The 13871-nt window shown below is 72.0% G+C and carries 12 protein-coding genes and 1 tRNA gene; 3 read left to right on the forward strand and 10 right to left on the reverse strand.

What is annotated here, in order from left to right:
• Positions 1-4 precede the first annotated feature (4 nt).
• From ACI79P_RS14180 to ACI79P_RS14190, 3 genes are read right to left on the reverse strand one after another with little or no spacing between them, the layout of a single operon-like run.
• Positions 5-412 (reverse strand): DUF4233 domain-containing protein, encoded by a 408-nt coding sequence (locus tag ACI79P_RS14180; protein WP_456581699.1) that lies wholly within the window; start codon positions 410-412, stop codon positions 5-7.
• Complete coding sequence (locus ACI79P_RS14185) at positions 409-1761, reverse strand: bifunctional folylpolyglutamate synthase/dihydrofolate synthase (RefSeq protein WP_456581700.1); 1353 nt, start codon at positions 1759-1761, stop codon at positions 409-411. Before ACI79P_RS14185 ends, ACI79P_RS14180 begins: the two co-directional genes overlap by 4 nt.
• A gap of 21 nt (positions 1762-1782) precedes the next feature.
• Positions 1783-2238, reverse strand: a complete 456-nt coding sequence (locus tag ACI79P_RS14190; RefSeq protein WP_456581701.1) for a YccF domain-containing protein — start codon at positions 2236-2238, stop codon at positions 1783-1785.
• A gap of 79 nt (positions 2239-2317) precedes the next feature.
• On the opposite strand from ACI79P_RS14190, the gene valS reads away from it, so the two are divergent.
• Complete coding sequence (gene valS, locus ACI79P_RS14195; RefSeq protein ID WP_456581702.1) at positions 2318-4903, forward strand: valine--tRNA ligase; 2586 nt, start codon at positions 2318-2320, stop codon at positions 4901-4903.
• A gap of 30 nt (positions 4904-4933) precedes the next feature.
• Here the strand turns inward: valS and ACI79P_RS14200 are convergent, their stop codons facing one another.
• Together ACI79P_RS14200 and ACI79P_RS14205 are read right to left on the reverse strand one after the other, a co-directional pair.
• Positions 4934-5857, reverse strand: coding sequence for an oxygenase MpaB family protein (locus tag ACI79P_RS14200; protein WP_456581703.1), 924 nt, complete (start codon positions 5855-5857; stop codon positions 4934-4936).
• Between the two features lie 45 nt (positions 5858-5902).
• Positions 5903-6430, reverse strand: coding sequence for a DUF1697 domain-containing protein (locus tag ACI79P_RS14205; protein ID WP_456581704.1), 528 nt, complete (start codon positions 6428-6430; stop codon positions 5903-5905).
• A gap of 210 nt (positions 6431-6640) precedes the next feature.
• Here ACI79P_RS14205 and ACI79P_RS14210 point away from each other — a divergent pair, with 210 nt between their 5' ends.
• Positions 6641-7567 carry a DUF559 domain-containing protein gene (locus tag ACI79P_RS14210; RefSeq protein WP_456581705.1) on the forward strand — a complete coding sequence of 309 codons (927 nt, stop codon included), beginning with the start codon at positions 6641-6643 and terminating at the stop codon, positions 7565-7567.
• Between the two features lie 119 nt (positions 7568-7686).
• Here ACI79P_RS14210 and clpX read toward each other — a convergent pair whose 3' ends face one another.
• The 4 genes from clpX to tig form a co-directional block, all read right to left on the reverse strand.
• Positions 7687-8961, reverse strand: coding sequence for an ATP-dependent Clp protease ATP-binding subunit ClpX (gene clpX / locus ACI79P_RS14215; protein ID WP_456581706.1), 1275 nt, complete (start codon positions 8959-8961; stop codon positions 7687-7689).
• Positions 8962-9259: 298 nt separating this feature from the next.
• Entirely contained in the window at positions 9260-9889 is a 630-nt protein-coding gene (locus ACI79P_RS14220) for an ATP-dependent Clp protease proteolytic subunit (RefSeq protein ID WP_456581707.1), read from the reverse strand.
• A 20-nt stretch (positions 9890-9909) separates the two neighbouring features.
• Positions 9910-10548, reverse strand: coding sequence for an ATP-dependent Clp protease proteolytic subunit (locus tag ACI79P_RS14225; protein WP_456581708.1), 639 nt, complete (start codon positions 10546-10548; stop codon positions 9910-9912).
• Between the two features lie 301 nt (positions 10549-10849).
• On the reverse strand, positions 10850-12313 hold the full coding sequence (gene tig, locus ACI79P_RS14230; protein ID WP_456581709.1) for a trigger factor: 1464 nt from the start codon (positions 12311-12313) through the stop codon (positions 10850-10852).
• A 198-nt stretch (positions 12314-12511) separates the two neighbouring features.
• On the opposite strand from tig, the gene ACI79P_RS14235 reads away from it, so the two are divergent.
• On the forward strand, positions 12512-13699 hold the full coding sequence (locus ACI79P_RS14235; protein ID WP_456581710.1) for an IS481 family transposase: 1188 nt from the start codon (positions 12512-12514) through the stop codon (positions 13697-13699).
• 62 nt (positions 13700-13761) lie between these two features.
• On the opposite strand, the gene ACI79P_RS14240 is transcribed toward ACI79P_RS14235, so the two are convergent.
• A tRNA-Pro gene (locus ACI79P_RS14240) sits at positions 13762-13835 on the reverse strand.
• Positions 13836-13871: the final 36 nt, after the last annotated feature.

Raw genomic sequence — 13871 nt, forward strand, 5'->3', positions numbered from 1 at the left:
CAGCCTACGGGGTGGCCGGAGCGTCGCCGCCGCCGTCGGTGCGGTCGGGCGTCTGGACGTCGCCGAAGGCGGTGCCGATCAGCTCCTTGCGCACCTGCAGCAGGTAGGCCCAGATCAGCAGGAACGCCCCCGCCACGAACCACATGACGCCGTTGATCAACCCGGTCGCCAGCAGGGGCACCTGCAGCGCCGTCCCGATCGCCAGCCCGCGGGGACGGCGCTGGATCCCGCTGGCCAGGATGAGGACGACGGCCAGGACGAGCAGGGCCGCGAGCAGGCCGCCGCCGAGGCCCTCGTCGGTCTGGGCGATGCCGCGCGGCACGAAGAGCACGGCGATGCCCTCGAGCACCAGCACCGCGGCGGCGGCGCCGCGCAGCGCCTTGGCCGCGCGGACCGGGTCGGGGGCGGTCACCGCGAGCCCCGCGCCATCAGGGTCCGCGCCTCTCCGGCGGTGATCACGCTGCCGGTCACCAGGACGCCGGAGCCACCCAGGGCGTCGTCCGGCCCGGCCTCGGCGAGCTCCATCGCCTCGGTGAGCGCCTCGGTCAGCCGCGGGGAGACGCTCACCCGGTCGGCGCCGAAGACGTCGACGGCGAGCGCCCCGAGCTCGTCGGCCGGCATCGCCCGCGGCGAGCCGTTCTGGGTGACGACGAGCTCGGCGCAGATCTCCTCCAGCGCGGCGAGCATCCCGGCGACGTCCTTGCCCTGCACGCAGCCGACGACGCCGACGAGCCGGGTGAAGTCGAAGGACTCCCGGATCGCCTCGGCCGTCGCGCGCATGCCGGCCGGGTTGTGCGCCGCGTCGACCAGCACGGTGGGGCTGGTGCGCACCCGCTCCAGCCGGCCCGGCGACCGGACGGCGGCGAAGGCGGCGCGGACGGTCTCCTGCTCGATCGGCCCGGTCGCCGCGCCCGCGCCGAGGAACGCCTCGACCGCGGCCAGCGCCGTCACCGCGTTCTGCGCCTGGTGGGCGCCGAACAGCGGGAGGAAGACCTCCTCGTACTCCCCGCCCAGCCCCTGCAGCCGCACCTGCTGGCCGCCGACGGCGACGCGGCGCTCCAGCACGCCGAACTCGGTGCCCTCGCGGGCGACCACCGCCTCCACCTCGACGGCGCGGCGGACGAGGGCGTCCAGCGCCCCGGGCTGCTGGTGGGCGAGGACGGCGATCGCGTCGGCCTTGATGATCCCGGCCTTCTCCCCCGCGATCGTCGCGACGTCGGGGCCGAGGTACTCGGCGTGGTCCAGGTCGACCGGCGTGACGACGGCGACGCGGGCGTCGGCCACGCTGGTCGCGTCCCAGGTGCCGCCCATGCCGACCTCGATGACGGCGACGTCGACCGGCGCGTCGGCGAAGAGCGCGTACGCCATGCCGACCATGACCTCGAAGAAGCTCATCGGCGTCTCGCCGGCGGCGTCGACCATCTGCACGTAGGGCGCGATGTCCTGGTAGGTCTCGACGAAGCGCTCGGCGCTCACCGGCTCGCCGTCGAGCACGATGCGCTCCCGGATCGACTCCAGGTGCGGGCTGGTGAACCGGCCCACCCGCAGGCCGAAGCCGCGCAGCAGCTCGTCGATCATCCGGGCCGTCGTCGTCTTGCCGTTGGTGCCCGCCACCTGGACGACAGGCATCGCGCGGTGCGGGGACCCGAGCAGGTCGACCAGCGCCGAGATGCGGGTGAGGGAGGGCTCCAGCCGGCTCTCCGGCCAGCGGGCCAGCAGCTCCTTCTCGACCCGGGCCATGTCACCGGTGCTGCTACTCACCCGGTCAAGGATGCCAGCCGCTCAGTACGCCGCGGCGCGCCGCCGGGGTGCGCCGCCGACCACGCCGCCGCCCGCGTGCATCCAGTCCCTCGGCGGCGCCGTCTCCACCACGCGCTTGCCCAGCGGGAAGAGCCCGACGGCGGCGAGCTTGAACGAGGCGATCCCGAAGGGGATGCCGATGACCGTGAGGCAGAACCCGATGCCCGCGACGACGTGCAGGACCGCGAGCCACCAGCCGGCGACGAGGAACCACAGCAGGTTGCCCACAGCCGACGCCACCCCCGCGCCCGGCGCGCGCACCGTCGTGCGCCCGAACGGCCAGACGACGAAGCCGGCCAGCCGGAACGCGGCGATGCCGAACGGGATGGTGACGACCAGCAGGCAGGCGATGACCCCGGCCAGGAGGTAGGCGAGCGCGAGGATCCAGCCCTGGAGGAGCAGCCAGACGAGGTTCAGCAGGAGGCGAAGCGTGTCCACGTCATGTCCACGGACGACACCGGCGCAGCGTTCCCCGGCGGGGCGGAGCCTCGTTGCCCGCCCTTCCTAGGATGTGCGCATGGTTCCCGACATCGCGACCCCGGACACGACTGCCCCGGCTGCGACCGTCGGCGTACCCGACAAGCCGACCGTCGACGGCCTCGAGGACAAGTGGATCGCCCGCTGGGCGGCCGAGGACACCTACGGCTTCGACCGCGAGGCCGCGCTCGCCGCGCCGCGCGAGCGGATCTGGTCGATCGACACGCCCCCGCCGACCGCCAGCGGCTCGCTGCACGTGGGCCACGTCTTCAGCTACACCCACACCGACATCGTCGCCCGCTACCAGCGGATGCGCGGCAAGCACGTCTACTACCCGATGGGCTGGGACGACAACGGCCTGCCCACCGAGCGGCGGGTGCAGAACTACTACGGCGTGCGCTGCGACCCGGGGCTGCCCTACGACCCGTCGTTCGAGCCGCCCGCGAAGCCCGGCAAGGACCAGGTGCCGATCTCGCGGCGCAACTTCGTCGAGCTGTGCATGCAGCTGACCGAGGACGACGAGGCCGAGTTCGAGAAGCTCTGGCGCCGCGTCGGCCTGTCGGTCGACTGGTCGAACGTCTACCGGACGATCTCCGAGTCCTCCCGCGCCACGGCCCAGCGGATGTTCCTGCGCAACCTCGCCCGCGGTGAGGCCTACGCGCAGGAGGCGCCGACCCTCTGGGACGTCACCTTCCGCACCGCCGTCGCGCAGGCCGAGCTGGAGGACCGCGAGCGCCCCGGCGCCTACCACCGGATCGCGTTCCACTCCCCCGCCGGCCCCGTCTTCATCGAGACCACCCGGCCCGAGCTGATCCCGGCCTGCGTCGCCCTGGTCGCCCACCCCGACGACGAGCGCTACCAGCCGCTGTTCGGGACGACGGTGCGGACGCCGCTGTTCGACGTCGAGGTGCCCGTGGTGGCGCACCGCCTGGCCGAGCCGGACAAGGGCTCGGGCATCGCGATGATCTGCACCTTCGGCGACCTCAACGACGTCACCTGGTGGCGCGAGCTGCAGCTGCCCACGCGCGCGATCGTGGGCTGGGACGGCCGGATCCTGGCCGACCCGCCGGCCGACGTCCCCGCGGAGCCGTACGCCGAGCTGGCCGGCAAGACGGTGTTCAGCGCCCAGCAGCGGATCGTCGAGATGCTGCGCGAGTCCGGCGACCTCGACGGCGAGCCCAAGCCGATCACCCACCCGGTCAAGTTCTTCGAGAAGGGCGAGCGCCCGCTCGAGATCGTCACGACCCGCCAGTGGTACATCCGCAACGGCGGCCGCGACGCCGACCTGCGCGACGCCCTGGTCGCCCGCGGGCGGGAGATCCAGTGGGTGCCCGAGCACATGCGGCACCGCTACGACAACTGGGTCGAGGGCCTCAACGGCGACTGGCTGATCAGCCGCCAGCGGTTCTTCGGGGTCCCCTTCCCGGTCTGGTACCGCCTCGACGAGGCCGGCGAGCCCGACTTCGAGAGCCCGATCCTGGCCGCCGCGGAGTCGCTGCCGGTCGACCCGTCCTCCGACGTCCCGCCGGGCTTCGACGAGTCGCAGCGCGGCAAGCCGGGCGGGTTCATGGCCGACCCCGACGTCATGGACACCTGGGCGACGTCGTCGCTGTCGCCGCAGGTCGCCTCCGGCTGGGACACCGACCCCGAGCTGTTCGCCGCGGTCTTCCCGATGGACCAGCGGCCGCAGGCGCACGACATCATCCGCACCTGGCTGTTCTCGACGGTCGTCCGCGCGCACTTCGAGCACGGCACCGTGCCCTGGACGCACGCCACCATCTCCGGCTTCGTCGTCGACCCCGACCGCAAGAAGATGTCGAAGTCCAAGGGCAACGCGACGACGCCGATCGACGTGCTCGAGCGGTACGGCACCGACGCCGTCCGCTGGCGGGCCGCCGGTGCGCGTCCGGGTGCGGACTCGCCGTTCGACGAGGCGCAGATGAAGGTCGGCCGGCGGCTGGCCATGAAGATCCTCAACGTCGGCAAGTTCGTGCTCGGGCTGGGGGCCTCGGCCTCACTGACCGCCGAGCAGGTGACCCAGCCGATCGACCGGGCGCTGCTGACCGGGCTGGCCGCCGTCGTCGAGGAGGCCACGGCCGCACTGGAGTCCTACAACTACACGCGGGCGCTCGAGGTCGCCGAGGCGTTCTTCTGGTCGTTCTGCGACGACTACGTGGAGCTGGTGAAGTCCCGCGCGTACGGCTCCGGTGATGCCGCCACCTCCGCCCAGGCGGCGCTGGCGATCGCGCTGGACGTGCAGCTGCGGCTGTTCGCGCCGGTGCTGCCGTTCGTTACCGAGGAGGTCTGGTCCTGGTGGCAGACCGGCTCGGTGCACCGCGCCCCGTGGCCGGCCGCCGCGGAGCTGCCGGCCGACGGCGACCCGGCGGTCGTCGCGGTGACGGCGGCGGCGCTGGCCGGGGTGCGCAAGGCGAAGTCCGACGCCAAGCAGTCGATGCGTGCGGAGGTGGAGACGGCGACCGTCACGGCGGCGCCCGACCAGCTGCCCCTGGTCGAGGCCGGGCAGTCGGACCTCGTGGACGCCGGCCGGATCCGCACGCTCGTCGTGCGGCCGGGTGAGGGCGAGCTGACGGTCGACGTCGTCCTGGCCGAGGTCCTCGAGAGCTGACCTCGGGCTGACGGCCCGCGTCGTCGGCCGTCAGCCGGCGTCGGCCCACGCCGGGGCGGGGCCCATGCCGAGCCGCCAGCGCGCCGCCTCCTCCGACGGGCTGAACGGGCCGAGCGCCAGGCGCAGCGCCCGCAGCTGGGCGCGGGTGACGGCGAGCTGCGCCGCGCCGCCACGGCCCCGCCCGGGGACCCCGGCGCACCCGGCGATCGACGGGGACACCACGTACGCCGCCGCACCCGACAGCCCGCGGTAGACGACCCGTTCCGGGGCGCTCAGGCCGGGCGGGGCGGCGAGGAACGCGCGCAGGTGCCCGGGGACGGGCCGCAGCTCGGGGCCGTGCGCGGCGAGGGCCTCGGCCAGCTCGGCCCTCGTGAGCGGCAGGTCGGTGGCGCCCAGCTCCGCCGCGGCGCGGGCCCACTCCCCCACGTAGGTGTCGGGCCAGCCGCGGCCGAAGCGCCGGGTCAGGTCGCTGCCGACCGCCTGCTGGGCGGCGAGGAAGGCGTCGGTGAAGGCCAGGTGCACCCAGCGCAGCAACGCGGGGTCGGACGCCGAGTAGGCGGTGCCTCCGACCCGGCCGCGGACCCGCTCGTGCATGCCCCGGACCCGCGCCGCCTCGCGCTCGGCCAGCTCGACCGAGCCGAACGTGCTGACCACCAGCCAGCGGGCGGTCCCGGCCAGCCGCTTCCACGGGTCCTCGCGGTAGGCCGAGTGCCCCTGGACGCCGGCCAGCGCGAGCGGGTGCGCGCCCTGGCCCAGCAGCGCCGCGACGCCGCCGACCAGCGTGGAGAGGTCGCCGTGCACGCGCCAGACGACGCCGTCGGGCTCGAACCAGCCGGGGCCGGTGCCGACGAGGGCGATGTCGCGGACCCAGTCCGGCGCGCCGGTCGGGTCACCGGAGACGCGGGCCCGGAAGGCCTCCCGCGCCTGCTGCGGCAGGGAGGTCAGGGCGCGCACGCGTCCGAATGTGCCACGCGCCGCCGTGACGAGCCGCCGGGGCGTTCAGCGGGTGAGCTCGACCAGCTTGCGCACCGTGTTCCAGTTGCGGTTCGTGCCCGTGGCGCCGAGCAGCTGCGCCCAGGTCCGCTCGGTCCTGCGGTCGCTCCGCACGCCGTCGGGCAGCCAGACGTACACCTCCCGGCCCCTCGGCGCGTACTCCCACCCCTCGGCCGGCGGGAGCGCCGCGACGCGATCGAAGTCCAGCGGCTCGGCGTAGAAGGTGACCGAGTAGCGGGCGGGATTCGTGGCGACGTGGCCGAGCGGGTCGGCGGCCAGCACGTCGGCCAGCTCGTCCGCCGTCCGGACGACGACGGGCACGTCGAGGGCGAAGTGCTCGGCGATGGCCGCGGTGAGGTCGGCGGCGAGGTCGGCCTCCGGCAGCGGGCTGTCGAGCAGGACGTTGCCGCTCGCGAGGTGGGTGCGCACGGCGCCGTACCCGCGGTCGTCCAGCACCTCGCGCAGCCGCGGCATGGAGACCCGGCGGGTGGCGCCCAGGTTGACCGCCCGCAGCAGGGCCACGTACCGCGTCACCCCGTGGACGCTAGCGCCGGCTCGGCCGATCTCTGCACGTCGCTGTCGTCACGACCCGCGCGACCGCGCTCGGCACTCGCTCAGAGGTTGTCCCTCAGCGCGACATCCGGCCCACCGGAATGTCCGCCGCGGGGAGAACGCCGCGATGGGTTGTCCACAGCCTGAAGCGTTCTGGCGGGACGGAGGCCTGCCGCCCCTCACTCTGTGGCCGTGCACGACGTCCTGGAGCTGCTCGGACCCGCCCGTGCGTCGTCGACGGCGACCCTGTCGCAGTTCGTGGCACCACGCACCGTCGGGCGCTGGCTGGCCGCCGGCCGCCTCGTCCTGCTGCACCCCGGTTGGGTCACCGTCCCTGAGCTCGCCGACGACTGGACGGTGCGTGCTTACGCGGCCGCGTCCTACTGCGGCGGGCCGCTCAGCCACTGGAGCGCGCTGGCCGCCCACGGCCTCGGGGAGGAGTACACCCGGCTGGACGTCACGGTGCCGCCGGGATCGCGGGTGCGGTCGTCACGGTCTCTCAGCGTGCACCGGAGCCGGATGCCGTTCGGGCTGGCCACCGCGCGGGGGCTGGTGGCGACGCCTGTGAGCCGGGCGCTGGTGGACACGTGGGGCGACGCGCACCGCGCGACAGCTATGCGGGCCTCTCCCGGCCTGGCCCGAGCGGCGGTGCTGCGCGCGGTGCAGCGGCGGAGCGTGCAGCCGGACCAGGTAGCGGCCGAGCTGGACCGCCGTCCCAACCTGCCTGGGCGGGCCGCGCTGGACGAACTGCTGCGACTGATAGCCGGCGGGAGCCGCAGCGAGCTGGAGATCTTCGGCCTCCAGCAGATCCTGACCATCCCCGGGCTGCCGGAGTGCCGGCGTCAGCACCGGGTGTTCCTACCCGACGGGCCCGTCCTCCTCGATGCGGCGTGGCCCGACGTGCTGCTGGCGGTCGAACTGGACGGCGCTGCCTTCCACGGCTCGGAGGAGGCACGAGAACGGGATCTTCGCCGGGACGCCGCCCTCGCCGTCCTCGGCTGGCAGACGCTGCGCTTCAGCTACCGACGGGCGACCTCGGACCCGGCAGGCTGCCGCGCCCAGATCGCAGGGATCTACCGCCGTCGCCTGGGCAATGTCCCCCGGGCGGACATCCGATGAGCGAGGATGTCGCGTGCAGGGTCATCGCTCCGCCTGCACCGTGGGAGCGTCCGCCGAGAACGCGGCGAGCCCGCCCCCGAGGTCGGGGACGGGCTCGCCGTGGCCAGCTGCGCGTCGGGTCAGGCCGACTTCTCGCGGGGGGCGCGGGTGGGCTTGCGCGGCACGATCGTCGGGTTGACGTGCTCCAGCACGACCTCCTTGGTGATCACCACGGAGGCGACGTCCTCGCGGCTGGGGATGTCGTACATGACCGACTGGAGCACCTCCTCCATGATCGCCCGGAGCCCGCGGGCACCGGTGCCGCGGAGGATCGCCTGGTCGGCGACGGCCTCGAGCGCGTCCTCGGTGAACTCCAGCTCCACGCCGTCGAGCTCGAACAGCTTCCGGTACTGGCGCACCAGGGCGTTCTTCGGCTGGGTCAGGATGTTGATCAGCGCCTGGCGGTCCAGCTTGCGGACGCTGGTGATGACCGGGAGCCGGCCGATGAACTCGGGGATCATGCCGAACTTCAGCAGGTCCTCGGGCATGACCTCGGCGAAGGCGTTGGCGTCCTCGATCTCCTGCTTGCCGCGGATCTCGCCGGCGAAGCCGATGCCCTGCTTGCCCGCGCGGGCCTCGATGACCTGCTCCAGGCCGGCGAACGCCCCGCCCACGATGAACAGCACGTTCGTCGTGTCGATCTGGATGAACTCCTGGTGCGGGTGCTTGCGGCCACCCTGCGGCGGCACCGACGCCGTCGTCCCCTCGAGGATCTTCAGCAGCGCCTGCTGCACGCCCTCGCCGGAGACGTCGCGGGTGATCGACGGGTTCTCGCTCTTGCGGGCGATCTTGTCGACCTCGTCGATGTAGATGATGCCGGTCTCGGCGCGCTTGACGTCGTAGTCGGCGGCCTGGATCAGCTTCAGCAGGATGTTCTCGACGTCCTCACCGACGTAGCCGGCCTCGGTGAGTGCGGTGGCGTCGGCGATGGCGAACGGCACGTTGAGCATCCGCGCCAGGGTCTGCGCGAGGTGGGTCTTCCCGCAGCCGGTGGGGCCGATCAGCAGGATGTTGGACTTCGCCAGCTCGACGGCGTCTTCGCGGGAGGCGCGGTCACCGCCGGCCTGGATCCGCTTGTAGTGGTTGTAGACCGCGACCGAGAGCGTCTTCTTGGCCTTGTCCTGGCCGATGACGTACTGGTCGAGGAAGTCGTGGATCTCCTTGGGCTTGGGCAGCTCGTCGAACTTGAGGTCCGAGGACTCGGAGAGCTCTTCCTCGATGATCTCGTTGCAGAGGTCGATGCACTCGTCGCAGATGTAGACCCCGGGGCCAGCGATGAGCTTCTTGACCTGCTTCTGGCTCTTCCCGCAGAACGAGCACTTGAGCAGGTCACCGCTCTCACCGATTCGTGCCACCTGCTGACCTCCACCTCGACAGTCGCCGGTCCTGGTGCCAGGTACCCGCGGGTTGGACCCTGCTTGGTTGTCTTGCGCCCCTGCTCGGCTTCGCTGACAGGCTGCCCCGCGAAGCTCTCCTCCCGGCGATGCAGGCCGGGGATCGGGCGTTCGCCGAACGTACCCGCCGCCTCCGATGCGGTCGGGCAATGACGCACCCGGATCGCCGGAGGCCGTTCCACTTCTGTCCCGTCGTGCCCTCGGACCCCCGACGGTACGGGCCGAACACGCGTACCGCGCGTCCCCGGCCCGTACCGGATCACGGAGTCGGCAGGGCGTTGAGCTTGCGGCTCTGGATCACCTGGTCGACGATCCCGTAGTCCTTGGCCTCGGCGGCCGTGAGGATCTTGTCGCGGTCGATGTCCTTGCGGACCTGCTCCTGGCTGCGGCCGGTGTGCCGGGCCAGGATCTCCTCCATCTGCACCCGCACCCGCTCGATCTCGGCGGCGTGGATCTCCAGGTCGGAGACCTGACCGCCGGACTCGCCGGAGGGCTGGTGGATCAGCACGCGGGAGTACGGCAGCGCCAGGCGCTTGCCCGGCGTGCCGGCCGCGAGCAGGACGGCGGCGGCCGAGGCGGCCTGGCCCATGCAGACGGTCTGGATGTCGGGCCGGACGAACATCATCGTGTCGTAGATGGCCATCAGCGAGGTGAACGAGCCACCGGGCGAGTTGATGTAGATCGTGATGTCGCGGTCGGGGTCGGCGGACTCCAGCGTGATCAGCTGGGCCATCACATCGTTCGCCGACGCGTCGTCGACCTGGACCCCGAGGAAGATGATGCGTTCCTCGAAGAGCTTGTTGTACGGGTTCGACTCCTTCATGCCGTAGCTCGTGCGCTCCACGAAGGAGGGCAGGATGTACCGGCTGGAGGGCATCTGGAAGCTCATCTGTGTCTGTCCTCGGGAGCTCAGTTGTCGGAGACCGGGTTGGCGCTGTCGGTCATGGTCGCGCGGCTGACGACGTGGTCGACGAAGCCGTACTCCAGGGCCTCCTGCGCGGTGAACCAGCGGTCGCGGTCGGAGTCCTCGAGGATCCGCTCGACGGTCTGCCCGGTGAGCTGGGCCTGCAACTCCGACAGCTCCTGCTTGGTCCGCCGGAAGAGGTCGGCCTGGATGGCGATGTCGGAAGCCGTGCCGCCGACGCCGGCCGAGGGCTGGTGCATGAGGATCCGCGCGTGCGGCAGGGCGTAGCGCTTGCCCTTGGTGCCGGCGGTCAGCAGGAACTGGCCCATCGAGGCGGCCAGGCCCATGCCGTAGGTGGCGACGTCGCAGTCGATGAACTGCATCGTGTCGTAGATGGCCATGCCGGCGGTGACCGAGCCACCGGGCGAGTTGATGTAGAGGTGGATGTCCTGCTTCGGGTCCTCGGCCGAGAGCAGCAGCATCTGGGCGACGAGCTGGTTGGCGATGACGTCGTCGACCTGGGTGCCCAGGAAGATGATCCGCTCACGCAGCAGGCGCTCGTAGACCGAGTCGCCGAGGTTCATCCCCCCGCCGTTGGCGCGCAGCAGCGGCGCACTGGCCAGGTTCGGGTCGGTGGTGCTCACGGGTGCGGTGACCTCCGTAGGACGCGTGTCGTGGCAGTCGGTCTCGTGTGGTGCGGGGCCCGGAACGGCCCTCCGGGAGGGGCTACCCCCCGGTGATCGCCTGAGTCCTGTCGACCCTAACGCGGACCTGCGACGGGACACTCCCCGTCCGGCCGGTGTTCGCCGTCGGCGCAGCGAGCGCCCCGGAACGGCGACGACGCCGCCCCGCCCGGGTGGGCAGGACGGCGTCGCCGATGCTGTTCAAGCCCCGCCCAGGGCCCCGCGGCGAGCTCGCGAGTCGCGGGGAGGACGTGGGCTTCTCTCAGGCCTTGTTGACGTCCTCGGTGTCCTCGGTCGCCCCTTCGGCGGCCTCGGTGGCGACGGACTGGACGGCGATGTCGTCGCGCTCGGCCACGGCCTCCTCGGACTCCTCGGCGGGGGTCTCCTCGGCGGCCGCCTGCACCGTCTTGGGCCGCAGGGCGTCGAGGTCGACGGTGCGACCGGAGGCGTCGGTGATCGTCGTCTGCTCGAGCAGCTGGGCGAGCGTCTTGGTGCGGCGGACGTCGGCGACGAACTCCGCGATGTTGCCGCTCTGCTGCAGCTGCTGGGCGAACTGCTCCGGGCTCATCCGGTTGCGCTGGGCCTGCGCCATGATCTGCGCCGAGAGGTCGTCGTTGCCGACGGTGACCTCACGGGCGTCCGCGATGGCGTCCAGGATGAACTGGGTCTTGACCGCCTGCTCGACGTTCGTGCGCTGGTCGGCCTCGTACTCCTCGCGGCTGTCGACGCCCGACATCTGCAGGAAGGCGTCCCAGTCCATGCCGGCCTGGGCGAGCTCCCGCTCGAAGGCCTGGTTGCGCCACTGCACCTCGCGCTCGACCAGCGTCTCGGGGATCGGCACCTCGATGGTCTCGATGAGGTGCTCGACCAGCTTGTCGCGCGCCTGGGCGCCCTGCTGGATCACCTTGGTGCGGGCCAGCCGGGTGCGGGCGTCCTCGCGCAGCTCCTCGAGGGTGTCGAACTCGCTCGCGGTCTGGGCGAAGTCGTCGTCCAGCTCCGGCAGCTCCTTCTCCTTCACCGAGCGGACGGTGACGGTGACGTCGGCCACCTTGCCGGCGTCGGGGCCCGAGAGCAGGGCGGTCTGGAAGGTCTTCGACTCGTCGGCGGAGAGCCCGCGGACGGCGTCGTCGAGGCCCTCCATGAGGCTGCCGGAGCCGACCTCGTAGGACATGCCGGTGGTCGAGCCGTCCTCGAGGACCTCGCCGTCGAGCGTGGCCTCGAGGTCGATGGAGACGAAGTCGCCGTCCTGCGCGGCGCGCTCGACGCCGGTGAGCATGGAGAACCGCTCGCGCATGACCGAGATCTGCTGGTCGATCTCCTCGTCGGTGACCTCGACGTCGTCGACGGTCACGGCCAGGGAGTCCAGCTCCGGCAGCTCGAGCTGCGGAGCGACGTCGACCTCGGCGGTGAAGGCGAGGGTGTCGTTGTCGTCGAGGCGGGTCACCTCGATGTCGGGCTGGCCCAGGACGCGGACCTGGTTCTCGCGGATGACCTCGGAGTAGATCTCCGGGACGGCGTGCTGGACGACCTGCTCCAGGACGACGGGGCGGCCGAGGCGCTGGTCGAGCACGCGGTTGGGCACCTTGCCGGGACGGAACCCGGGAACGCGGACCTGCTTGCCCAGCTCCTTGTAGACCTCACCGAAGGCGTGGTCCAGGTCCCCCCACGGCACCTCGATCGCCATCCGGACCCGCGTGGGGCCCAGTTCCTCGATGGTGCTCTTCACAGCGGCAGTGCTCCTCGGTGAGACAGTGGATTGCAGGCGCCCGCTCGATCTCGGTACGCCGGGTCGACCCCCGAGTCTAGAGACGTCGGGGCACGGTCGGGGTGGCGGTGTCCTGGATCAGGACATACCGGACACATGTCTCAAGACATGGCGGACTGAAGTCTCAGGTCATCCCGGACAGCCGGTCGATGAACGACCATGTCCAAAGCCCGGCTGGTCATCACCGCGATCGAGGTCGAGGGCCGCTCACCGGCTGAGGTCATCGCCGCCTACGGCGTCTCCCGCTCCTGGCTGTATGAGCTGCTCGAGCGCTACCGAGCCGAGGGCGACGCCGCCTTCGAGCCGCGCTCGCGGCGGCCACACACCTCACCCCGGGCCACCCCGGCGGCCACGGTGGAACGGGTCCTGGTGCTGCGCAAGCAACTGGCCGAGTCAGGGCTGGACGCCGGCGCGGACACCATCGGGTGGCACCTGACCCAGCACCACCAGACCACCCTGTCCCGGGCCACGATCCACCGGATCCTGAGCGCTCAGGGCGCAGTCACCCCTGATCCGGCGAAGCGGCCGAAGTCCTCCTACATCCGCTTCGCCGCCGAGCAGCCCAACGAGACCTGGCAGTCGGACTTCACCCACTACCGGCTGACCACCGGCGCCGACACGGAGATCATCACCTGGCTCGACGACCACTCCCGGCTGGCCCTGCACGTCTCCGCCCACGCCCGGATCACCGGCCCGATCGTGCTCGCCACCTTCACCAACGCCGCAGCCCAGCACGGCTACCCGGCCTCCACGCTCACCGACAACGGCATGGTCTACACCACCCGCTTCGCCGGCGGCCGCGGCGGACGCAACCACCTCGAGACCGAGCTGCGCCGGCTAGGCATCACGCAGAAGAACTCCCGCCCCAACCACCCCACCACCTGCGGAAAGGTCGAACGCTTCCAGCAGACGCTCAAGAAATGGCTGCGCGCCCAACCCGCCCAACCAGCCACGACCGCTGACCTGCAGGCACTGCTCGACGTCTTCGTCGCCGCCTACAACTCCCACCGCCCGCACCGCTCGCTACCGCAGCGGGCCACCCCCGCGACCGCCTACAGCACCCGCCCCAAAGCCGGCCCCTCGGCCGACCGCAACACCGACACCCACCACCGGGTCCGCACCGACAAGATCGACCAAACCGGCTGCGTCACCCTCCGCCTGGCCGGCCGCCTGCACCACATCGGCGTCGGCCGAACCCACGCCCGAACCCACGTCCTGCTCCTCGTCCAGGACCTGCACGTCCGCGTCATCGACGCCGCCACCGGCGAACTGCTCCGGGAGCTCACCATCGACCCCACCCGCGACTACCAGCCCACCGGCCGACCACCCGGACCCACCCGCAAATGACGGACGCCCGAACCCACGATCCGTGGGTTCGGGCGTCCGGGATGTCCTGAGACATCACACGGTCGGGGTGGCGGGATTTGAACCCACGGCCCCCCGCTCCCAAAGCGGGTGCGCTACCAAGCTGCGCCACACCCCGTGGCCGCCCGAGTCTAGGCGGACCGGCCGGAGGCCG

The sequence above is a fragment of the Blastococcus sp. SYSU DS0510 genome (genome assembly GCF_054050835.1).

What these genes read in the sequence shown, in the direction of transcription:
- valS (WP_456581702.1), top strand. Translation starts at nt 2,318, where the DNA reads ATGGTTCCCGACATCGCGACCCCGGACACGACTGCCCCGGCTGCGACC.
- ACI79P_RS14220 (WP_456581707.1), bottom strand. Translation starts at nt 9,889, where the DNA reads ATGAGCTTCCAGATGCCCTCCAGCCGGTACATCCTGCCCTCCTTCGTG.
- ACI79P_RS14235 (WP_456581710.1), top strand. Translation starts at nt 12,512, where the DNA reads ATGTCCAAAGCCCGGCTGGTCATCACCGCGATCGAGGTCGAGGGCCGC.